This is a genomic window from Aliifodinibius sp. S!AR15-10, from assembly GCF_031569985.1.
Classification (GTDB): Bacteria; Bacteroidota; Rhodothermia; order Balneolales; family Balneolaceae; genus JAMQKA01.
The window spans coordinates 1-22,882 of the sequence record NZ_JAMQKA010000063.1 but is presented as its reverse complement, the minus strand read 5'-3'; the positions used below and the strand labels follow the sequence as shown (position 1 = coordinate 22,882).

The following is a 22,882-nucleotide window of genomic DNA, read 5'->3' as shown; positions in this document are numbered from 1 at the left end:
AAACATATTCCGGGTTCCTGGTTCTTTACTCCCGGAGCAACATACTGTCACCCTGTCGCCACTTTTATAGCTTTACAAGGCCTATATAGTAAGGCCTATATAGTAAAGTAGACCACTTCAGGGTAGTGAAACAGGGTACTTCAGGAAGGTAAAATTACCTGCTTCAGGGTAGTGAAATGGTCTACTTCAGGTAGGGGAACTACTGCGGCAAAATGTTGCCTTTTATTCCACCGTCAATTCGGAGGTAAACAAGCCGCTTCACAACGTAGCGCTGTTATAGGCTGTATTGCGTACCTCAATACGCCAGCTGCCTGCAGTACGGCTTTCCGGGATGCGCAGGGTCAGCGTCTTTGGCTCGTTGGTGCGGACCTGCTCCGCTTTGGCCTCTGTCTCCGTGGGTTTGAGAATGGAACCCGGGCCGGGATTCACCAATAATAAATAACCGGGTAACCAATAACAAAATCCTTGATGCAGATAGATTCTCTTGCTTCAATAATGAATCATTTCTTAGTTGTGGACCCACCAATTAGGTCACTTTCAGGCCGAATCCTTACAAAAAATAAATTCGGGCCTATGGCACACAGACCTTGAAATTTGATGGTATTAGTGCGTTAGAAATGTTTGGTGTGACTACTTTGATGGATATATCGTACGAGGGAGGCATTGTGAAGGTTGATTATTAGAATTTCCCATCCGTCGAGGTTTTTCCTCATTGAAAAATGAACAATCCCATAAGTGAAACAAGCTCTGGAATCCCGAGCCATTGATCACCCGAATCAAATACAAAAGAATTACAGATGACCACGTCTTATCTTGGTTGAAGACGGCCCAACATAAGACGGCTCGAGCCCTCCAAAGTCAATCGTGATTTGATCAACATTGACGGACGGATCGGTCCCCCACAGCTTAAGTCGATACGTGCCGGGTTCCAGGTCCAGCTGGCCGGTTCCGATCATGCGACTTTCCAGCACATTGTCTATCCACGGTTGCGAACCGGGATTGCCCATTTCAAAGTTGATCCACTGGGGCTCCCCGTCGCCAATGCTGATGGCGCATCGCAGCTGTTGGGATGGGTTCAGCGGAAAGGCCGGCACCGCCTCAACGATCACCTCGGCCGCCCCGCCTTCGGTAACCACAATTTCATATTCGAGCGCGGGAGATTGCTGGTGCACCTGCGACAACTCCTTGACGTACCACCCTTTCATAGGCTCCAGCAGCATCGCTGAACCGCTGCGCCCCAACCCGGTTACCGGGCGCCAGGAAGCTGCTCTCCCAACCTGATTTTGGCTATACTGGCCGGCCAGCATGGAAATTACACCGTTCGTCTCGATAAAGGCGTCTGATGAAGGATAGAGTTGTTGATTGAACGCCGAGACCGCGACCCGGTAGCTTTGCTCACCACTGGTAATGTCAATGTGACCACTAATATCACCGCTGGCAGGTGCTTGGTCATAGTTGACGGTTACCCATATGCGCTCGGATCCGCCGCTCAGTTCCCCTTCATCATCACTCAGCTGAATCCAAGGAGCACTGGTTTTGGCGGACCAATGCTGGGTTTCTTGCCCGCGGCTGTAAATGTCAACAAAGTGGTGCTGCCGGGTGTAGCGATTGAATGTCGGAAGACGATTCATTTCAGTGTAACTTGGGGACAGGTTCTGGGATTCCTGGACAAACTCTATCCCGTAAAGTTTGGCTCCGTCCTCGCGGGGATGAATCGTCAGGGTATTCCTGCCCGGTTTCAGCACATATTCGTCAACCTTCAGCTGCTGGATTCGGCCTACCGGACCGTCCGCCTGAACCACCGGCTTGTCATTAACGGTAACCCACCAGGAGTTGCTGTCTTCGTCCGGGTGATAGGTCGACATATTGAGGGTGTGGACTCCACCGGGCTCGTCCTCCAGGTAAAATTCAAACACCGCTTTTGTGGGATGGTCTATTTCATATGGAATCGTATCCCAGTGTAAGCCGGAAATTGTGCGATCGCTCCCCTCTTCCGGCCACCTTACGAACGTTCCTTCCGAATCTGTTCCCGTCTCAAGCTCCCCGGACAGCTCGGCCTCCGAGGCGTTCAGCTCAATGTTTGATCCCCGTGTTGTGATGCCGGGCAGGCTGCCTTTGGTCGGCTGGAGGGGTTCAGGCTGACCTTCAATTGCAACCCCCAATCCACGGGCATCTTCGGTTTCGATGCGCTTGGTGATCGGCTCCCAAAATACCAGGGAGCCTTTTTCATAGCTGGGGCTGTAATCTACGATGTGCTCCCATTTGCCCCCGGCCACCTCGTGGTTATAATGGTGGGTTAACTGTTGTATCTGATCGTATGCCGCAAATGCCGAATCGCTCATCGTGTTCGCCGCCGCCCGGCCCTGGTTGGCATACTCCCTGCTTTTGTAGGCGTACAGCCACTTCTCGTTCATAGCCGTGGCCCCGGCAATGGGATAATAGACCAGGTGGAAGTACGTGTCACGGGCCTCATCGGGAATCTCATCCCTGAGTTTTTGTGCACGGGACTGCAGCTGCTGATAGCTCTCCATCCGCCGCTGAACCTCATCGCCATAATGCCACAGGCTGTACAGCGGATCCCGGATGGGCGTCCACCCGTTCCATTGCGATTCGTTGAAGCCCATAAATTCCGGCTTCCGCTCGGTGGCCAGCCGGTAGTATTCCCACATCATCTCAGATATCTCTTCGCCATGCTCCTCCGAAATGTCCCGTGAAGCAACGGTTTCAAAGTAGCTTTTGATATTTTCCGGGCTCCACGAATCAATGTTCCAGGCTATGTCCATAAAGAACTCGGTCTCCCATTCGCGGCGCTTTATATCACCCACGTTGGCGATCCATATCTCATTCATGTTTTGCAGCCAGGCGCGCCGCATCTCCCGCCAGACCTGGGCGGGTGTTGTCGGGGATAGCCAGATATACGGGTGAGGTGCTCCAAGATACGACAAGTGGTAATACACCCCTGCCCCGCCCGAACGGCGCTGCTCGGCTTGGTCGGAGAACCGCCGGATATACCCATGATTATCGTCGGGCCACGTGATGGTAATATCTTCCGGGACCTTCAGGCCATTTTCGTAGATTTCGAGCACCTCTTTATACGGGGTAAACGACTGCGGTACTTCGGACACATCTTCATTGATATACCTGCTGAGCAGTCCCCGCTGATCGGAAATCACCTTTTCGAGCGCACTGACTTTCTCGTCCATAGAGTCGAACCCTTCCATGCCGCTGTCGTGCACGCCCCGCATGCCTACCGTGTAGATGGCGTTCACATCCTTGCTCTCTTTTACCCGCTCCTGCCAGTATTCGTAGACTGAGGAGGCGTTGGTCTGGTAATTGAAGTCGCCCCTCTCTTCGTGATCCCATTCGCCCACGTTGTTACGGAGCATTGGCTCAGCGTGAGACGTTCCGACCACAATTTCCCATTTTTCGGCGGTCTCGGCGTTGCCGGGCACCTGGAAGAAAGGCTCGGTATTGGGGTGCATCGCCGGCCACACCATGTCAGCCTTCAGGCGGAGCAACAGCTCAAAGATTTTGGCGTAGGTTTTGGGCCCCATATTGCCAACGGACGGCTCAAACGTGTTGGACGCCCAGGGTTCCAAACCCCACCCTTCATCATTGAGAAAGACGCCCCGATACTTAACTGATGGGGAGGTTGAAAATGTGTCTTGGGCACTCACTGACAAGGTGTTCTTCTGTTCCACCGGCACGTCCGCCCACCAGTACCAGGGTGACACGCCAATCTCCCTCGACAGTTCGAAAACCCCGTAGGCCATCCCCCGGGGATCGCTCCCAACGATGAACATCGCCTGATCGATACCAGCGGTAGGTCCATCTCTAAATACCCGCCCATACATCTCCCACCGGCCCGCAAGGCGGGACGTATCCACATGGCGGCTGATCAAATCGGAGCTGACATCGCCGAGGATGATCACATTGCCCCCCACTTCATGCAGGTCGGTAAAGACCTCCGGTCGCTGACCGGTTACGGCCTCGATATCCCGGGCCAGCAGGTGCGCGGCAATGGAATCCAAGGCCGAGTGTTCAATATCGTGCACAATGGATATGGCACCATCCTGGTCTGTAATGGTAAATTGGGCTAAAGCCTGATGGCAGCCAAGAATTGCCATTAATAAAAATAGAAGGGTAGTAATTATATAATGCATTGTAGGTTTGATCGGTAATTCTCATTTGAAACTCTGTCTTGCAGTGACTTAATAGGTTTAATATCTCAATCATATGCAAGCATTTTTCCAGATATTAGCTTAACGCGTTATTTCGATTGAGTAACCATTTATTTCCGCTTATCTGACAGATACAACACAGTTCTGCCTTATCCATAGCGCGAGAATTTACTCATGCTTTGCCCTTTGTGTAACCCACTCCCCGAAAATCTTCGGGACAGGCTTCGTTCTCTCCCTACAACAGAAACTCGCTGTCGCAGGGAGGGGGACGCTTTGAAAGGATTAGTTTGCTCTAAGAAGCCTTGGCGTAGTAGAGGGTGGGTCAAAAAAGGGTACCAAGATCAATCTAAGCTCCCCCATTCATTAAAGTAAGTCGCCGTGCGTAGTACGGCACATAGGGTATGCGTCGAAGGGCACATACCCCATGTGGCGGTAGTCAACTATAAAACGAACCCTGAGGCTTGGTGCACACAGGGCGCTACTGCCGAAATTTTAGTTTACCGAGATAGCTGCCACTAAAGCGTTGAAAGAAACTCCATGATCTTCTTCCATGGTGCGCCTTGATTCCTCATGGTGCAAGTTGTAGCCGGCTCCATCGATATGCACGAGCTCGCCGTGCTGTATAACGCTGACCGCTTCCTTGTGGGTCTCGCGCACCTGCGGAGGCATCTGCTTTCAGGATGAGGGTAGACACTTGAATTTCTAATAGTGAATTGCTCGTCCCCAATTTTTTATAAGCATTTTGCTCATAAGATCCGAATCTGTAATATTGGCGTTTACCGAAGGTCGTTATCCCAATATCTACAGGCAGAGTGCAGATAGCAAAGACGAAAATCTGCCACTGCATTCCTCACCGGCACCCCGATACAAACGGTCGGGAAGTGCCTGCCATGCTAATAGACTTTTAATTTTATCTACGGCTGATATAGTCCCTTTACGGCTATTCTGTCCCCGGAATCATCCACTTCAAAAAGATGAGGTATTCGGATGTAGCGCCCTTCTGCACTTTTGTGGCTGTGAGCCGACATAAGCAGCTTTCCTTCAAAGGTTCGAAAGAGCATGCCATGCCCGAAGTTTGGCGGAGTTATCAGCTCCTCTTGGTGTACCCATGGACCGTCCAGTGTACCGCTTTCTGAGTAAGCCACCCCCTGTACATAGTCATCAAAAGCCCAGCTTGTCCATATCATCCCCAACTTTCCGGTTTGCGTTTCGAACAACCAGGGGCCATCGGTAACCTTGTTGGGGATCACATTACCGTCTTCATCCCGCTCCTTGCTCCAGGGAGAATCAGATGCCCGAAACAACACTTCTCCTTCCCCCACAGTACCGGACAAATCAGGTTTCAATTCGATTTTTTCCATGGTCCCGTTCCAGTTAATCAACCATTCTTCGCAGTAAATCATATACGGTTTGCCATCCTTTCCTACCCAAAAAGTGCCATCCAAAGTGGGGATATCCGGTGGCAAATACATATCGTCTTCCATGGGAACGTAAGGGCCATCGGGCTGGTCACTAACCAATACATGACTGGAACGCCGATTAATGGCATTGCCCTTTACCGTATCGATAACCACATCCCTGTTGGTGAATGTGGCAAAGTAATAATACTTACCCTTGTATTGATGTAATTCGGCGGCCCATATCATTGGTTGAGGCCCCATCCATGATTCAGGATCGGTCTCTACAACCTTGAAAGGACCCGTCCATGTACGCAGGTCCTTGCTTTCCCAAAGCAAGCCACCCGTTCCGGTCATGTAGTAGGTTTGCGTTTTTTCATCAGCAAGAATGGCGGGATCGCTAAGCCTGATAGAGTCCAAGGGGACATCTTCTCTTACTTCGGGTATCCACCCTTGAGCAAAGACTGTAGAAAAATTCAGCATTAATATCAGTGCGAAAAAAATGATTCTCATGGTATTAAAATGGTATGTTCAAGTTCCAATGTTCAGTAAGGAATTAGCTTCAAAGCTTAAGGGTACACTTTTATCAGGATAAATGATGGGAGAACGAGCCATCCAACCTCTTGTCTGAGCCAACAAATTTCCTGCAGTTATAAAACAAATGAAAAGGATCAGTCTGGGTACTAACTGCAAATGAGTTTGCTTGATTATTCATTCTTATCTGGCTAATTCAATAATAAAACACTGATTTCTTCAGGCTGCGACTACAACAGATTAAAAGTGAATAAAAAGGGCCTAATATCAAAGAATAAGAAGGGGCTTTATCTGTAAAAATTATTGAATAGTGAGGCGTTTCTGAAAGGGAAGATTAACTTCAAAGAAAATTTCGAAAAAGAGTTAGTAGTTAGAGCTTCCTCAGACGGATACTAAGTCATTATTGGCAAGCAACTTGCAAGGTTAAATGGGTGTTCAAATGCAAAATTATTCGCTAATTCCCTCAAAAACCCTGCATTTTGTTAGCTTTTGGGTAGGCACTATATATCCTACCATAAGTTAGCAATCCCTTTCAAAATGGGGTGTTCATTTTTTCGGTGAGGAAAATCCCGACAAGGGTCGGGACTTTCGAACTGGGCACCAAAAAACTCACCATAAAATCCCAGATATTTTCGCCTTCTGCTTTTATAAGGAACGTGCTTTTCCACTTTAAGGGTATCTCAGAGCACCTGTAGCAGGGATTTTCTGGACTTGGGGCTGCCAGAGATACCTGGGGGTTCTCCCCCCGGCCTTTTATTTATGATCCGGCCGGGCAAAGGCAGCGCAGGCGTTAAGAAAGAAACCGAGCTAATAAATCCCCAAGCGGTGATTTTTGGGGTTCGTTTTTGTTCACACAAAAGGAACACTCCTTACCAAAAAAAGCGTTCGCGAATTTTTTTGAGCAGGCCCTAGTTAGCGATATTCCGAAATTCACCATAATACATTGACAAATATCCCCTGCATAAAGCTGGTTTTTTCTTGTTATTATAGGAAACAGACTCATCGATTTTGAAACAGGAATAGTGGGAGATTTTGATCGCTAACTTTCCGGCTCACCAGAGATCTATTCAATTATTTATTGCTAGGCCTGTACATTTCGCAGGTACCTTCAGAGATCATAAAATAAATCAATAAACGCCTTATGAAACGATTTAAACATCACCAGAAGATCTTGTACACCATCTTTTTATCCGTACTGTTCATCGGAACGGTTTCTTTAAATTCAGCTTTGGCACAAAGTGAATCACGAACTGTGGAGGCCGGGGGTACTGGTCCCTATAAGGCATTAATGATTTCGGAAAATACATTACCCACACATACGGTATTTCGTCCCGAAAATCTGAGTGTTTTCGGGAATAAAACTACCCATCATAGCCTGGGGGAACGGGGCATGTAATAATTCTCCCTGGGAGCATGTCAACTTTTTAAATGAAGTGGCTTCCCACGGCTTTCTGGTTATAGCCATTGGACCTATGCCAGAAGAAGGAGAAAAAAAGAGGGAATTGTCAAAATCTTCTCTGTTAACTGATGCTTTAGACTGGGCCATAGCACAAAATAGTGACAAAGACAGTCCCTACCACAATAAAATTGATACAGAAAACATCGCTGTTAGCGGCATGTCATGTGGTGGTCTCCAGGCCCTTGAAGTAGCCCCGGATGAACGGATTACAACTGTTGGTGTATTTAATAGCGGTATTTTGCCAAGTCCTGATAGTGGCATGGAGGGCATGCCTTCCCTCTCTAAAAAACAGCTGGACAAGCTGCACTCACCTACGCTCTATATGTTGGGCGGTGAGTCTGATATCGCTTATGACAACGGCATGGATGACTTCAAGCGGATCAATCATGTACCGGTTTTCATGGCCAACATGGATGTCGGACATGCCGGGACCTATGCTGAGCCTCACGGGGGTGAATTTGCCAAAGTAGCCACTGCCTGGTACCAATGGCAGCTAAAAGGCGATGAAGAGGCTGGTAAGTTGTTTACCGGCTCTCCCAGCGGCCTCTCTAAATCTCCCCAGTGGACCGTACAAAAGAAGAACTTTGATTAAATGTGTTAAGGGGCAAAACGATCTGTTTAAAATGATGAAATGGTGGATTTAAACCGGACACTCTGAGGCTTAAAAACTTACTTCTGCTCTTTTTACTACCACGAAAATGTGTGGATTGTAGATTCCACGCTTGGTCCCAATGCTCTGCGTTGGGACCTGTTTGGACGCTCCGTGTCCAATACAACCTATGGTACCATAGAGACGCGGAGCGTCAGAGGGGTTTCCGCCGCAGAGCGGACGGAAGCGAGCAATTTTGCTGGAATAGTCCTCGGGTTTCCCGGAATGCTGCTACATGCCGGTCATCGACCGTTTTTTAGCAGCTGGAAGGGTTAGTGGTTCAAAAGTAAATCGTACCGGCTGTTTATCTCGAACTGACGTTAACTTATACTCTTTTCTACCTCGAAGATGTGTGGATTGTAGAGCAATATAAAAGTACCGCCACAGACGAGGCGGTACCTGGTGGTAAATATCCTGCAATTGTGCTTGTTAAAAAATGCGCTGCTATTTAGAGATCGGAAAGAAACTCCGTGATCTCTTCCACGGTACGCCTTAACTCGTCATGGTGCAGGTTGTGGCCGGCTTCATCGATATGCACGAGCTCGCCGTCCTGCATCACGCTGACCGCTTCCTTGTGGGTTTTACGTTCCTCCAGGGAGGCATCTGCTTTCAGAATGAGTGCGGGCACCGGGATCTTTGCCAATGAATTGCCTGTCCGCATTGTGCCAGACATCACCTGCCACTTCTGGCTGCTATAGGCGCCGTGATACTGCTTTTTCGAGAGTGCCCAATAATGGCAATCCATCATTGCCCACTTGCTGTTCTGGCGCTGGCATAACGCCACCAGGTCTTCAAAGCTGTAGTTGTTCTGGGCAACCAGCGTTTCGGGCGAACCAAACATACTTACGGAAAGCTGATCCGGGTTCTGCGGGGGAGTGGGCGGACCTTCACGCTCCTCATTCTCTTCAGTTTCTTCATCAATGTCCTGTTCCTGGTCTTCGTCATCAGCCTGCCCGCCGGGACCTCTTCCCAGGCCGGGATCAAGCATAACAATCGCCTCTGCCAGCTCGGGATACTCTGCCCCTACCCTCATGACCGTGGCCGCTCCCATGGAATGGCCCATCAGGATCGGCTTCTCGAATCCCTTCTCCTCTACAAACGCAACCACGTCTTTCACCAGGGTATCGCCGTCGTCGGAAGACGTGAAGGGATCCGACAGGCCGTGACCGCGGGTGTCAACCATAAAAATGTTATAATCATCCTGCAGCTCCCAAGTCAACGTACTCCAGCAGAGACCGTTATCCGTAACGCCGTGAAACATCACAATTACCGGTTTTTCCGGCGCCGGAACAGCTTGGTAATAGTGCATACGAATTCCATTCGCATAGACGTAGCCGTCCGACCATCCCGCCGGCATATCAGGCTGCTGTGCCGTAGCAAATGACGGCAGCATTAACAGAACACAAACTATTTGCAGATAGATGTTTAATAATTTCCTTTTACTCATATTATTGATTCCTCCATTATTTTTGTTTAATGCTATTTGTCTCAAACAGTTGATATGCTTTACTGAGGAACTGTGGGTACAGTGGTTCATGCCGGGGCATATTCAGGTAGAACAGGGCGATCATATCGTTCGCGGGATCGATGATGTATGACGTGCCGTACAGCCCACCCCAGGCGTATGCGGTGTTTGAGACTTCGGGAACAGGTTTCTTTTGTTCATTGTAAAGCTCAAATCCGAGCCCAAACTGGAAGCCCTCGCCACCGGAGTTTACCTCAGGCAGCCGGTTTATGGTTGTCATCTGCTCGATGGTCTCCGGTTGCAATATTCGCTGCCCGTTGAATTCACCCTTGTTGAGCAGCATCTGGCAGAATTTGGCGTAATCCTCGATCGGCCCGTTCAGTCCGATTGCCCCCTCAACGTAGGTCTGCTGGTCGCTGACGGTCGCCTCGCTGAACCGGTTTGAGGCGGGTTCCAGCTCCCCGTCAACAGCGTTGTAGACCTTCACAAAGCGGTCGAGGGCCGCCGGGTCATCGTAGTACCAGTCAGTATCATCCATGCCGAGCGGATCGAGCACCGTCTCCTTCACATACTGCCGCAACGGTTGGCCGGAAATACGCTCAATCATGTACCCCAGCATATTCGTGCTGATGTGGTAATTCCATTCTGTTCCCGGATCAAAGCCGAGCGGATATTCGGCCAGGGCAAGCATCTCATCTTCCAGGTATCGCGACTCAGGATCAGTGCCAAAGCTGCGCTGCCCTCCCGGCGTATCATCTGAGCTCGCATTTTCGGACTCCTGGGATCCCTGCATTTCAGCATCCCGAATCTGGCCGACAGGGCCGGCATTAAGTCCCGATGAGTGCGACATCAGATGGGCAAACGTCATCGGTGACTTAACGGGGCGCGTTTCATAGGTCCCGTCCTCGTTGACCGAAGTCACCACCTGGTTGGGAATTTCGGGAAAGTATTCTGAAACCGGTTCATCCACGGCCACAAGTCCCTGTTCTGCAAGCGTCATAAATGCAACGGTAACGACCGCTTTGGTTTGTGAAAACAGGATATAATAATCGTCAACGGTGGCCGGCACTTCGTTTTCGATATCCTTCCAACCAAATGCCTTGTGATATACTACATTACCACCCTTGGCCACAAATGCAGCTATACTGCTGGCCTTCTTTTGGTTCACAAAAGACTGAAGCAGGGAATCCACACTGGCCACTTTGTCAGCGCTGGTACCTGCGTTCTGCAGGTTAATATCGTGATTAAATTGCTGGGGTACTTCAGCGGTGTTTGTATCACTGCTGCACCCGAATACCCACATTGCGGCAGTAATACATACTGTATAGAGGAGTATTCTCTTCATAATTATCTCCGTATTAATTATCTAAAAAAAATTATCTGTCATAAAAAAGAGGCGGTATCTCCACCGCCCCATCTTTATCATTAGATTTATTGTTGCCCCGGCTTCAGGTGTTTGGCAAAAAACTCCTCCAGTGCGGGTTCGGTAACATCGAGCTGTTCGTTATAGGCCACCCCATGGCCGCCTTCCAGTTTCATGTATTTGATATCTGCTCCCGCATCTTTCATCTTTTCGACAAAGTCTTCGGTCAGCTCGGGGCGAACAACAGAGTCCTCACTGCCCTGGATAAGAAAGAGCGGAGGATGGTCGCCCGCGATATACCCGATCGGCCACCATTCTTCTTTTGCCATCGGGGTATCACGACCCAGTTCGGTGGGAGGTGAACCGGCGGCAGCTACATTGACCATACTTGAATACTCGTTCCAGCCTTCGCCTTCCAGACTGGCCGATTCCGGAGCCATCGCCAGCATCATGGCCAGGTGTGCACCTGCCGAGTGCCCATACGCCCCGATTCGGTCGGGGTCTACTTGGTACTGGTCGGCATGGGCGCGTAGCCAGCGAACGGCGGTCTTCACATCTTCAATACAGGCCGGGAACTCGGCTTCATCCAACAGGCGATAGTTGATATTAATAGTGACATACCCCTGCTGGGCATAGTCAACCATCATCTTCTGGTAGACGTCAACCGACTTTGAGCCGCCTCTCCATCCGCCACCGTGGACGATCACCAACGCCGGGCGCAGCCCGCTCCCGAAATTAGCCGGCATCGCCAGGTCGAGCTTCCATGCCTCGCTGTCTCCTTCCTTGTACCGGATATCTTCGGTCACTGTAATTGTTTTTTGTTCTGAATCGATTACACTGTTAACCGGACTTTCGAAGGACTGCCCCATGCTGGTGCCAGTAGCGGCAGCAACGGTAAATATCGCCAATACCAGAGATATGGCACCTCTGTTTACTAATTCTAGACTGATTGCTTTCATTACACTATTTTTCCTTGGAGTTACTATTAAAAAGTGGCTTAATTTCAGGTTATTTTTCTTTAGAAGCTAAGATATGCTACTCCGGAGCATCATCTTCTCCCGTTTTCCCTCGCTTGTACTTGTCAAACACGTTGATGACAGGTCGCGCATTGCAATCTTCGTCAAAGTAATCACTTCCACATCGACTGGCGGGCTCCCACCAGAAGACGCCTTTAACCTTGCGGCTGGAAACGTTTAACAACGTTTCATTCACATCCTCCAGGAAGGCCTTGCGCGGCCCGCCGGGTGTATCTTCAGGATAAGGTGCGGCAAAATCTTCGTATTCGTGTGGACGATAGCCTGTTTCTACAAGCACGATATCCTTGTCAAAATTATCGACCAGCGAAAGCAGGTTTTCTCGCAACTGCAGCAGGTTACCGTGCCACCAGGGATAGTATGAAAGACCGATGATGTCATAGGGGATATTGTAGGAGTTGAACTTCTCGTAGTACTGTTTTGCCCCGTCGGTATCAGCCCCGTTATCGTAATGAAGCATAATCAATGGTCGTGGTGCCTGTCCCCGACCGGCATCTACTCCGTCCACACCCGCTTTAAAGAGAGCTGCGAAATTGTCCCAGTTCTCAGGCAGTTTTCCAAGTGGCCACATCATGCCATTTCTCACTTCATTGCCGATCTGTACCATCTCCGGCATTACGCCTGCCTTGCGAAATGCCTCAATCGTATTTTTGGTATACTGGTACACTGAATCGATCAGTACTTCAACATTGGTCGTATCCCAGGCTGCGGGAATCGGCTGCTTGCCGGGATCGGCCCAGCTATCGGCATAGTGATAATCGAGCAGGAATTTGAATCCACGCTCTTGGGCCTCCTGAGCCAGCTCGATCGTATATTCCAGGTCGTTGGGCAGTCGGTCGGGTGAATGGAACAGCCGCAGACGGATCCAGTTGTACCCGTGATCGCTGAAGATTTCAAGTCCCGGCTTCACTTCCCCATTCTCCTTGAATTCCACGCCCCGGTCTTCGGCGGATTTAAGGAAGGACAGGTCTGCACCTATAGCGTAGTTAATATCAACCGTAGAAATAGAATCAGGCTGTTGTGCCATTCCTTTATTGAAAAATAGTCCTAATATGACAAAAACGGACCAAATGAATACCAATTTTTTTTGTGATTTCCTCATAATCATTACTTGTTTCATTCATTTTAGTTGTTGTGAAAAGATGTCAGCTGAAATGCTTCCGGCGTGATATATCCCTTTTCTTTCCAGAATGCATTCAACACGTCAATCAATGCCGTTCCCTGGCCGGGAGAATCATTCAGATTAAGCAACTGTAAGCCGGCGAAACCGGGCGTTCTGAGTGCGGCCTCGATCTCGGCCTTATACATTATAGCCTGGAGCTTCTCAGATGCCATCATAAATTCGTGCACCTTCCCTTCCGGCCCGTTCTCGTTCATGAGCGACCTGAACATTTCCAAGTTTTTCGCCTTATACATGCCAGTATATCTACTGATCTCGGGAAAAACGTTGTGTTTCCCCACTCATGTGCTACGTAGGGCATTTCGGTATCCTTGAACTTTTATAATGGGCGAACATATAATTTGTATCAAGTTATCTTTGAACAATCACTTCATACCAGGTAGTCGTCTGATCGCCAATAGAGAATACCCAATCTGATCCAGTTGATTCTGCTATTACCGGTTTTCCCATCCGCCGACCGCTGCCGTCCAGTGCATATACCCGTACTGATTCTGCACCCTCAAGTCCCCGCAGAGTCACCTCTCCGGTAACCACTTCAATGCGTGAAGGGGATTCCCCGCGTTCGGTAATTCGCATCCCAGCCTCACCCCAGATTGTTCCGGTATTTTCTGCCCGGGCTCCCGCCACTAAAAGCATCCGGGAAGCATCGGCAATCGCCCTAGTGTCCTCATCCAGTGAAGACAGGGTAATCGAACAAAATTCATTGTCCACTTCGATCGAAAGATTCTCCATGGAAACCTCATACTGCTTAACAAAACCAATCATGCCCTGCGAGCGCGGAGCATCTATAGTCACCATTCCTTCCTTTTCGTTTTCTGGAAGATGCCAGGCAAGTTCTCCTGTATCCGACACAATAGGATTCTGTTCCTCTTCCAACCGCTCTCCTTGTGTCGGGGGCCCATCCATCGAGCCAATCTGCACCCCATGCTTCAGTACCAACAGATCGTCGAATTCGGGGGTGTAGTAGGGGCGTTCCGCTTCGGTTCCCAGCATCGTTTCCCGAAGCTGTTCCATCGTGTAGGTTCGTTCCAGGGTCTGGACAGCCGGACTCACATCCCCTCGCAAAAACATAAGTGCACCAGCCGCCATCTGCGGCATCTTCACCGGATGATGAGAAATATCGAAGGAATCACCGATATATGGAGCGTATTCCCGGCTTCCCTTAGGTTCAAAGGTATACATCAGAATTCCCGACCAGTCTTGAAAACGACCGTAAGCACTGATAATCGGAATCCCCTCACTATCATAAAAATTCGGGGAAGGATGGTTGGTTTCCGGGACGACATACGGCGTCCCGGCCAATGCCGTTCGCGAAAGGCGCATAACGCTCGAAAAACCGGGGTCATTTACCATTGGAGTGTTCACTTCCCCACTGACACTGGGATGTTGCCAATACATATGACCGCCTATGAAATCCAATGTTGAATTCGACCAAACCATCGGGTAGGATGGCCCGCTCATATGAAAAAAATCAGCTGTCCCATATAGCAATGATTTCAGCCCTACCTCATTCTTTAGATAGCGCTCCATCTCCTCAAAATAACTCCGCTCTACATGCATATAGAAATCCATCGTCGCATGAAACAGCTCCCCGGGGTCCGTCTCAGACTGTACTTCTGATTTCTTGAGTCGGGGAATGGGTTCGTTTTCTTCCACTCCAGCCTCTTGGCGCAACTGGACTAATTCATCGGCTGTGTACTGCTGTTCCAGATATTCGTTAAACTGCTCTGTAAGCATTTGGGAATAGAAGGGCGTGATGGGCTTAAAATTCGGATCTGACCGAGGTTCCTCGGGTGGGTGGAGAGCTCCACTGTGCCAAGCATGAAAAAGGGTATTCTCGTTGACCAGTTCAAATACAGCTATTGCCGGTTCATTCCGGTATTGCGTGCCGGTGTAGGGATTTTTGTGCGAGAGCCATTTTTCTGCCAGCTCTTTCTGTAGCTCAATCATCTGGGGAGAAAAATAGGTAATGTACTTGGCCCATCCTATATCTTTGTAATCAACTACATTATCTCCCTCCTTATATGTACGTCCCACTACGAGATTGAAATTCACATAGATACCGTGTTGCTTGAGTTGATAGACCCAGTAATCGAACCGGTCGAGCTGCTCGGGGTCAAAGTGCCGGGTATCATTGCGATCGGCGTCAATGAGTCCGCGTGGCGTTTGAAAATCAAGGAAGGTAAGCCGGACCATATTTATACCATACCTGGCCAATGTCCGGGCCCAAAGAGCCGCATTTTCCATGGATGGTATTTGCACTGAGCCGGGGCTCCAGTCGGTAATGTTTACACCCCAAAAACGAACCTGTTTACCGTCTTCGGTATAAAAATGCTCCCCTTTAGCCGTAACAAAACCATGCTTGCCCGCTGGTGCATCTAACAAAAATGATAGGTCGATTCGCGATGAGTCCGCAGTCCAATGATTGATGGTATATGGTTTTAACTCTTTTTGATGATTTACTTCCGTATCGCAACCCGAATGAAATAGGAATAGGAAACAAAGTACCATCCCTGTCAGAATTGAAATTATTTTCTTTTCCATACTTTACACTTTTGGAGATTGTATTCTGTTAATATCACTCGGCTATCGAATCCTACTCTATCAACATTTCATTGATATATATTTCATCTGTTCTCATACTAATTTATCTAGCGTTTTAGACTTTTTAGTCCACGAAACGTACATAAACATAATCACTATACCCCGATTGGATAATAATGGGGGGCTTCATAAAATTGCCCAGTCCCAGGTGCCTGTAGTTCCATTCATTATTGATATGCATCCACACTCCGGTCGCTGGACCCGCTCCCGCCAATTCGAGTCGCACGGCTTCGGTGCCATCGGACAAAGCCTGGACGCCGACACCTTCTGGAGTTAAAGCCGTTGCCTGATAGATATTCTCTTTCATGCTTCGAAAGTCATTGGTCCCTCGGTTCCCCGGGTCATCAGGGCCAAACAGATCGAAATCTTTTTGATCCAGGCTCCACGGCCAATCAGGTTCAATTCCCACTTGTTTCTCGTTTTCCGTAGTACGGGGGGCGACTCCTTCATTTCGTCCAATGTGATTCTCCGGATAGGCCGACCAAAGCCCATCTCGCTCCCAACTTAGCGAGCTAATCCTGTCATTTAATAGAAAGCGTACACCGATTTCTTCATATCCACCGGCGTTGGTATTATTCCAGGGAACTACCCTGGTCTCCGGAGCTTCAAGGGGAAACTGATGAATCTGATAACCGGTGCTTATTAATCCCTGTCCATCAATCCGAACCTCAAGGGTGGTTTCCACAGTTATAGGTTCTCTGGCCGGAATATCCTCCTCATCTTCGTCAAAACCACGCGGGATTTCAGGTCTGGCCTGATACGTTCCATCGATGGTTACCACCACTTCATTATCTTCGACCGATGTTCCAATATCAGAAAGTGTCCAGTCGCTTAACTCAGCCCCGATAATGTGTAGGTATGGCCCGTCTGTAATAAGAGGGGTTCCTCCAAACGTGCCAGAAGTTATTAATCCACTTTGTTTACTGAACGTTATATTGAAGTCCTCTCCTGCAACCGTAATACGTTGTGAGTCTTCGCTGACGTCAGGTGCAGGACCTGCCGGTGAGGGCAATGAACGAGACTCAGGGTCTACCGATACATTATATTCATCTATCAGTCTGTTATCTCTGGGAAGATGTATTTTAAGATTTATGAGATCCCCCGGCTGCAGCCCGTTAAACGGGATCCGCACCGTACCCTCTTCTCGAGGAGAAACATCCGGCCCCTGAATGGTTTCGGTTCTCTCTCCAACCGACCACGTGAATGTTATTTCACTCAGATTTGTATGATCAAACCAGTTTTTTACAGGCAGAACCAAAGCATCGGCATCCTCAAGGTTTATCTGTTCCACATCGAGACGCACCGGCGAAAACGCTTTCTTGGCCGACCAGTACTCGGGCTTGGGTCTGCGCCACTTATCAAGCAAGCCCCATGGATATACATTGGTATGATTTATCGGATGGTCGATACCCGCAAAAATTGCACCTCCGAGTGACCCGCGAGTAGTAAACATCTTCTCCCAGAATATCTTAATGCTTCGTCCCCAAAAGTTGCGTACGTTGGGGTCCCGCCGCATTTCCTCGTAATTGTAAGATGCCGGGTGGGCAAATTCGTCAGCCAAAACAGGCATCGGCGGAATTTCACGATTGAGCTCTCCGTTGAATACGGCCACACCAGGCTCGCTTAGATCGACATCATATGACGGGTAGTGGTAGCTGTAGATTTCATAGGGCAGCGGGTCGCTTGGCGTTACTCTATGGGACCAGCTGTACATCACGGGACGGCTGCTGTCTTCCGCATGCACATAGTGCGACATTTTTTTGATGTTAAATCCATAGCCTGTTTCATTTGCGAGCATCCATATAATAATACTCGGATGATTCCGGGCCTGTTCAACCGTTTCAGCAGTCTGATTCAGGTATTCGGGGAGCAGGAATTCATTGTCTGAGGTTTGGGCGGCAAATGTAACCGGCATCTCTCCCATGATATACATCCCGATGCTATCGGCCGCTGCCAGGAAATCTTCCGTAGTGATATAACAAGACGGGCGTATCATATTGTGATTGGCATTTTTGTAGAGCTGTATGTCACGAATGGCATCTTCAGCAGAAAGTGATTTGCCGTCAAGTGGATCACTGTCGAACTGGCCCGATCCCCTCAGTTTAACTTCGTTGCCGTTGACCAGCAGTTTCCTTCCATCAATAGTAACTTCCCTGAATCCAATTTTTTCTATAATGGTCTCCTGGACCTTTCCGTCGACTTCCAAGCGAGTTTCCAGGGTATAAAGTTTGGGATGTTCAGCCGTCCATTTTACAGGATCTGCAACCGGTATCCCGATTATCTGTTCTGATTGTTTCCTTGTTAGCTCCATAGAAGCCGGATTCAGAGTCACCTGTTCCCCTTCCGGATCCAAGAGCGTAAAATTAATATTAGCAGTGTCAGATGTGTCGGAAAATTCAGTACGAAGCCATAGCTTTAGGATCGCATCACGGTATTGCTCGTCAAGATCGGTCTCAATATTCAATCTTGTTATATGGGTCTCCGGCAGGGCTACAAGTTCCACATCCCGTATTATTCCTCCTCTATAGGTATTAGTCGAGGTACTGCCACTGGGCTCACGTACTGCCACGGCAATCCAGGCTTCTTGACCGGGGGTAACATGTTCGGTTATATCCGGATTCCAGATAGTGAATCCACCATGATGTTCCCCAACCCTTTGCGCATTTACCCATGCTTCAGCCGTTCCTGTAACCCCCTCAAATCGAAGTTTGATCTTTTTGCCGCTAAATTCGGAGGGAATCTGAATTCTTGTTTTATATACATAGTGATATTCTCCGGGCTCCAATCGACGATATGGATTCAACCCTTCTACATGAAAACTGGCCTCCGCAGGTACCTTGATATCTTTCCAGGATGTGGGGCTGACCTCGTTTCTCCAAAAAGCCTCCGGAGGATCAGAGGTAAACTTCCATTGACCGTTCAGGGAAATGACAGGTTCTTCTGTTCCCGCAAGTTCGGAAGGCAGAGGTATAATTTCAGGTCGCGGCCAAACGTCATTGTGTGGGATTTGTACATTCTTCTCCTGTGCTCCTTTGCAACTGACAAGTGTCAAAAGGAGTACAATGAGTGAAAGAATATCGGGAGTCCTATTTACCTCTTTCATTGTTCGATCTCCGATTAGGAATTAATTTATTTAGAAGAGCTTTGCAAAATCCTGGTTTCACGGCTTGTCATTGCAAAGACCTCTTGGGCCATCATTATCTATAAAACACAATTTCATCATTGTTTCTGGCCATTAAATAACTGTTCCGGCCATCGGCCTGCTTGAGCTTTTTAATGTTCCTGATTTGTCCTTTTACGAATACCCCGCTTTTATTTGATGATACAGGGTTGAATCCTCCTTGCCCATCGCCTTTCAATAATAACCCATAGCTCGCATCGTATAATCCCAGACGAATGGAGGCATCAGTCAAATTACCCCCGGCTAGCAAATCAATGTTTCCATCCCCATCCACATCGTCTGCCAGAATTGAATAGATGGGTGCAAAATTTGCTTCAACCGGCAACGAATGTATCTTGAACGAATGATTACCCAGGTTTTCAAAGACGCTGCTGCTGAATTTATATGCTGTCTGTTTTCGGGCTTGCTCCAATAAGTCTTCGCCAAATATATCCTCTGCCCTTCTGACCTGGGAATAAGATTGATAAGTGGGGAATTTTGCTGCTAAACCTGGTATTTGGTTAATCAGTTCGTCCCTGGTTATAAAGGGTCTACTGACATGATCTTTGTAAAAACATAATATCTGCTCCAGTATGCCATCCTCGTTAAAATCCTTCACATACATTGTGGCCGGTTCTTGATCAGAGGCCTTTATTTTAGAGTTTAATCCCAGGTTTCCAGCGATCAGGTCAACATCACCATCGTTGTCAATATCTGCCGGCTCTATGGTATTCCACCAACCGTGTGTTTTTCCCAATCCTGCTTCATCAGTAATGCTTAATAGCTTACCCCCGGAGTTTATAAAAACCATAACCGGCATCCATTCTCCCACTGTCACCAGGTCTAATTCCTGATCATTGTTGATGTCGGTCCAGATTGCGTCCGTCACCATTCCGCCAGGCAAATCAGGTATAATCTCGTCTGTTGCATTTTCCAGAACGCCTTTCCCATTATTTTGAAGTAGATAATTTTTTGGGTTCAGCCCATAACTGTTTATAACAGATCGTGTGCCAACAAACAGATCCATGTCCCCGTCAGCATCAAAGTCGCCCGGAGCCACAGTTGAACCATTTGAATAAAAGTCATCAGGGAGCAGGTCCATTGACTTTGTGAAATTTCCGTCTCCGTCATTGATATATAACCGGTCTTTCAAAACTTCTCTGCTAAACTGCCATTCATTACCCCCGCTTACGACGTAGAGATCCAGGTCATCATCGCCGTCAATGTCAAGAAAGGCTGCATCGACATCCTCGGAATCACTGTCATTGAGAAAATCAGCTTGACGCTTGTTTGAAAATTCTCCGGATGCGGACTGAATAAACAGATGCCCCGATTGGTTCACAGCCCCACCTGCGTAAAAGTCATCCAGGCCATCCCCGTTTACGTCACCTACAGCAAGTTTGGGGCCCTGGGTGGATAATTTATGGGGAAGCAAGGGCTGCCATTCAAAATCATTGTAACTGTTTTCTTCGTGCTCGAAACTCAAATTTATTTCTTCACTAATATCCGTTAACAATGTTGAACCGGAATCAGATGTTTTGTAATCGTAGTGGCCGGTTGCATCTTTCTGATAGACGGTAAGTAATTGATTGGCTTCAACATCTGTCAGAACCTGGTATCTGCCGTCAGGCCATATAACCCGAACGGTATCAACCGATTCGATTTTGCCCAGTCCAAAATGAAGATCCTGGTCAACGGATGACTGGAATCCCCTGACGGGTGCCTGTTCCAAAAACTGCAACCCCTCTTGGGTTTTAATGGTCACTTTGGCGCCTATTCCCGACAAATTCTTTTGATCACCAATGAGCCGAATGCGAAGATAATGATTCGATAAAAGCGTATCCGCATTGTTCCGGTAAACAGCAGCTTTTTCGTTTATATTATTTAAAACAAGATCGAGATCGCCATCATTATCCAGGTCAGCATATGCGGCGCCGTTGGAAAAAAAGGGATATTCCACTCCCCAATCTACCGTCTTGTCTTCAAAAGCCAGGCTATCCTCAATACCTCGATATACTTTATTAGATATTCTGTCAGTTGGCAATTTATCGAGAAACAGAAGATTTAACGAATCCCTTTTTGAGATGAAGTCATCTATTTCCTGTTGGGATCTCCCTGAAGTGTTTTCTCTTATCAGTTGCCATTTATATTTCAAAAAATCAAGATCATTGGGTCTTTTCACAATGCCATTGGTCACAAAAAGATCCTTCCTTCCGTCGTTGTCCAGATCGGAAAAAAGCGGGCTCCAGCTCCAGTCTGTAGCATGCACATCGGCCAGGAGAGCAATTTCACTAAAATGCCCATTCCCCAAATTCAGTTGCAGGGTGTTCCTTGCAAGTTGGCGACCATATCCAAACTCAAGCCTCTTATGGTAAGCTTGAGGTTCTTCTGTAACAGATCTTTTCAATATCTCCTCTTTTTCAGGCAGCATGTCCAGAACCACTATATCAGGCAATCCATCATTATTAAAGTCGGCAATGTCATTGCCCATAGAGGACAAACTGGTGTGCGTGATCTTCTGTTCCAGCCTTTCCGTAAATGTTCCGTCACAATTGTTGACATACAAATAATCGTTTTCATGGAAATCGTTGGCAATGTAGATGTCTATGCACCCATCCTTGTTTAGATCAGATACGGCCACTCCCAATCCAAACCCTAAAGAGCTGCTGTAGATACCGGCTTCACGGGTAACATCTGTAAATACCCCCCTTACGTCCCCCCTTGAGGGGGGAAAGAGGGGGGTATCGTTTCTCAACAATTTGTCTCCTGCCATTGGGTCGTGCGTTAACCGAACGGAAGCGGAATCAAGATTTTGCACGTTGTGATCGCTGTGGTTCAATAAATACGCATCGAGGTCGCCGTCGTTGTCATAATCAAAAAAGCTCGCCTGGGTACCGAATCCCACATGGTCCAAACCATATTCCTCAGCCTTTTCAGTAAATGACAACCCATCTCCCCCATTATTAATGTACAACCTGTTTCTACCACGAATACTCTTGTATTCACCTAACTGACTGACATAAATATCAAGGTAGCCATCCCCATTCACATCAGCCATCGCTACGCCGGTGGACCATGCCGTATCTTGATCGAGGCCGGCTTTTTCTGAAATATCCTCAAAAACAAAATCACCTCTGTTCAAATACAATTTATCCTCAGACTGATTAGAGGCAAAGAAGAGGTCTTTCAGGCCATCGTTGTTGATATCTCCGACCGCTACTCCCCCGCCGTCATAGAAATACAAGTAGTCCGCGATATTCATTTGTGTTGTTTCCGTTAGATCATTGGAGAAATGAATATTGGTATGTGAGGATTCAAGCAGCGTGAATAATTTATCTTGCTCTTTCCCATTTTTACAACCCGTTACCAATGCGATGACAAGAACAGGCACTATTAAATAATCAAAGAGCTTAGTAGGTTTAATCATAAATGTCGTCTTACGTCAGTTACAGAAGTCTCATAAAACCATGCGATCAAAGAAGCAGGTCACCTTGAACTGGGACCCGAATATTCCTCGCGAATACCAAATCCATAACCTAGTGTAGTGTCGCTTAATTAACATTGGTTAGATGTTATTGATCAGCTACCGCTGGGCTGTTTCACAAAGATCCACAAAGCACATCTCAAAGTTACCCAAGGCCTATTTTATTTCTTTGTGGTCCTTTGTGACTTCTTGGTGTAGCTTTGTGTTATAGCTTATTCATTATCCATATTAATATTTGGACAGTACACTAGTGTCATTACCACTTAATTCGTGAGGTACTCTTTTCCATAGGTCCAGTTGAATGGTTTTGCGTTCTTCTGGTTATAGTCTTTGATGTAGCTCATGAGTTGATCGACCAGCTGCTGCCGGGAG

At 48.0% G+C, this 22,882-nt stretch carries 15 protein-coding genes; 3 read left to right on the top strand and 12 right to left on the bottom strand.

The features are described from left to right. Positions 1 to 258: 258 nt before the first annotated feature. From NC796_RS24040 to NC796_RS24025, 4 genes are all read right to left on the bottom strand, one after another. A complete protein-coding gene (locus NC796_RS24040) occupies positions 259 to 429 on the bottom strand; it encodes a DUF4469 domain-containing protein (RefSeq protein ID WP_310688370.1) in 171 nt (56 codons plus the stop codon). Between the two features lie 362 nt (positions 430 to 791). After that, on the bottom strand, positions 792 to 4,127 hold the full coding sequence (locus tag NC796_RS24035; RefSeq protein ID WP_310688362.1) for a glycosyl hydrolase 115 family protein: 3,336 nt from the start codon (positions 4,125 to 4,127) through the stop codon (positions 792 to 794). 546 nt (positions 4,128 to 4,673) lie between these two features. Beyond that, positions 4,674 to 4,838 (bottom strand): hypothetical protein, encoded by a 165-nt coding sequence (locus NC796_RS24030; RefSeq protein ID WP_310688361.1) that lies wholly within the window; start codon positions 4,836 to 4,838, stop codon positions 4,674 to 4,676. Positions 4,839 to 5,095: 257 nt separating this feature from the next. Continuing rightward, a complete protein-coding gene (locus NC796_RS24025; protein WP_310688360.1) occupies positions 5,096 to 6,061 on the bottom strand; it encodes a glycoside hydrolase family 43 protein in 966 nt (321 codons plus the stop codon). 1,192 nt (positions 6,062 to 7,253) lie between these two features. On the opposite strand from NC796_RS24025, the gene NC796_RS24020 reads away from it, so the two are divergent. The 3 genes from NC796_RS24020 to NC796_RS24010 all read left to right on the top strand — a co-directional run bounded on the left by NC796_RS24020 (position 7,254) and on the right by NC796_RS24010 (position 8,496). Beyond that, positions 7,254 to 7,508 (top strand): hypothetical protein, encoded by a 255-nt coding sequence (locus tag NC796_RS24020; RefSeq protein WP_310688359.1) that lies wholly within the window; start codon positions 7,254 to 7,256, stop codon positions 7,506 to 7,508. Positions 7,509 to 7,584: 76 nt separating this feature from the next. Then, positions 7,585 to 8,163: a hypothetical protein gene (locus NC796_RS24015; protein WP_310688358.1), complete on the top strand. Its 579-nt coding sequence runs from the start codon at positions 7,585 to 7,587 to the stop codon at positions 8,161 to 8,163. A 108-nt stretch (positions 8,164 to 8,271) separates the two neighbouring features. Next, entirely contained in the window at positions 8,272 to 8,496 is a 225-nt protein-coding gene (locus tag NC796_RS24010) for a hypothetical protein (RefSeq protein WP_310688357.1), read from the top strand. Between the two features lie 172 nt (positions 8,497 to 8,668). On the opposite strand, the gene NC796_RS24005 is transcribed toward NC796_RS24010, so the two are convergent. From NC796_RS24005 to NC796_RS23970, 8 genes are all read right to left on the bottom strand, one after another. After that, positions 8,669 to 9,667 carry an alpha/beta hydrolase gene (locus NC796_RS24005; protein ID WP_310688356.1) on the bottom strand — a complete coding sequence of 333 codons (999 nt, stop codon included), beginning with the start codon at positions 9,665 to 9,667 and terminating at the stop codon, positions 8,669 to 8,671. A 16-nt stretch (positions 9,668 to 9,683) separates the two neighbouring features. Further along, positions 9,684 to 11,030: a serine hydrolase domain-containing protein gene (locus tag NC796_RS24000; protein WP_310688355.1), complete on the bottom strand. Its 1,347-nt coding sequence runs from the start codon at positions 11,028 to 11,030 to the stop codon at positions 9,684 to 9,686. A gap of 86 nt (positions 11,031 to 11,116) precedes the next feature. After that, positions 11,117 to 12,007: an alpha/beta hydrolase gene (locus NC796_RS23995; protein ID WP_310688354.1), complete on the bottom strand. Its 891-nt coding sequence runs from the start codon at positions 12,005 to 12,007 to the stop codon at positions 11,117 to 11,119. A gap of 76 nt (positions 12,008 to 12,083) precedes the next feature. Continuing rightward, positions 12,084 to 13,109 carry a glycosyl hydrolase 53 family protein gene (locus NC796_RS23990; protein ID WP_310688353.1) on the bottom strand — a complete coding sequence of 342 codons (1,026 nt, stop codon included), beginning with the start codon at positions 13,107 to 13,109 and terminating at the stop codon, positions 12,084 to 12,086. A gap of 98 nt (positions 13,110 to 13,207) precedes the next feature. After that, positions 13,208 to 13,498, bottom strand: a complete 291-nt coding sequence (locus NC796_RS23985; RefSeq protein ID WP_310688352.1) for a hypothetical protein — start codon at positions 13,496 to 13,498, stop codon at positions 13,208 to 13,210. A gap of 115 nt (positions 13,499 to 13,613) precedes the next feature. Further along, positions 13,614 to 15,806 carry a hypothetical protein gene (locus tag NC796_RS23980; RefSeq protein WP_310688351.1) on the bottom strand — a complete coding sequence of 731 codons (2,193 nt, stop codon included), beginning with the start codon at positions 15,804 to 15,806 and terminating at the stop codon, positions 13,614 to 13,616. A 124-nt stretch (positions 15,807 to 15,930) separates the two neighbouring features. Beyond that, positions 15,931 to 18,969: a glycoside hydrolase family 2 TIM barrel-domain containing protein gene (locus NC796_RS23975; protein ID WP_310688350.1), complete on the bottom strand. Its 3,039-nt coding sequence runs from the start codon at positions 18,967 to 18,969 to the stop codon at positions 15,931 to 15,933. Positions 18,970 to 19,063: 94 nt separating this feature from the next. Then, positions 19,064 to 22,453 (bottom strand): VCBS repeat-containing protein, encoded by a 3,390-nt coding sequence (locus NC796_RS23970; RefSeq protein WP_310688349.1) that lies wholly within the window; start codon positions 22,451 to 22,453, stop codon positions 19,064 to 19,066. Positions 22,454 to 22,882: the final 429 nt, after the last annotated feature.

Coding starts and splice junctions, on each gene's coding strand:
- NC796_RS24035 (WP_310688362.1), bottom strand. CDS start 4,127: ATGGCAATTCTTGGCTGCCATCAGGCTTTAGCCCAATTTACCATTACA.
- NC796_RS24025 (WP_310688360.1), bottom strand. CDS start 6,061: ATGCTGAATTTTTCTACAGTCTTTGCTCAAGGGTGGATACCCGAAGTA.
- NC796_RS24020 (WP_310688359.1), top strand. CDS start 7,254: ATGAAACGATTTAAACATCACCAGAAGATCTTGTACACCATCTTTTTA.
- NC796_RS24015 (WP_310688358.1), top strand. CDS start 7,585: ATGCCAGAAGAAGGAGAAAAAAAGAGGGAATTGTCAAAATCTTCTCTG.
- NC796_RS24005 (WP_310688356.1), bottom strand. CDS start 9,667: ATGAGTAAAAGGAAATTATTAAACATCTATCTGCAAATAGTTTGTGTT.
- NC796_RS24000 (WP_310688355.1), bottom strand. CDS start 11,030: ATGAAGAGAATACTCCTCTATACAGTATGTATTACTGCCGCAATGTGG.
- NC796_RS23995 (WP_310688354.1), bottom strand. CDS start 12,007: ATGAAAGCAATCAGTCTAGAATTAGTAAACAGAGGTGCCATATCTCTG.
- NC796_RS23990 (WP_310688353.1), bottom strand. CDS start 13,109: ATGGCACAACAGCCTGATTCTATTTCTACGGTTGATATTAACTACGCT.
- NC796_RS23985 (WP_310688352.1), bottom strand. CDS start 13,498: ATGTATAAGGCGAAAAACTTGGAAATGTTCAGGTCGCTCATGAACGAG.
- NC796_RS23980 (WP_310688351.1), bottom strand. CDS start 15,806: ATGGAAAAGAAAATAATTTCAATTCTGACAGGGATGGTACTTTGTTTC.
- NC796_RS23975 (WP_310688350.1), bottom strand. CDS start 18,969: ATGAAAGAGGTAAATAGGACTCCCGATATTCTTTCACTCATTGTACTC.
- NC796_RS23970 (WP_310688349.1), bottom strand. CDS start 22,453: ATGATTAAACCTACTAAGCTCTTTGATTATTTAATAGTGCCTGTTCTT.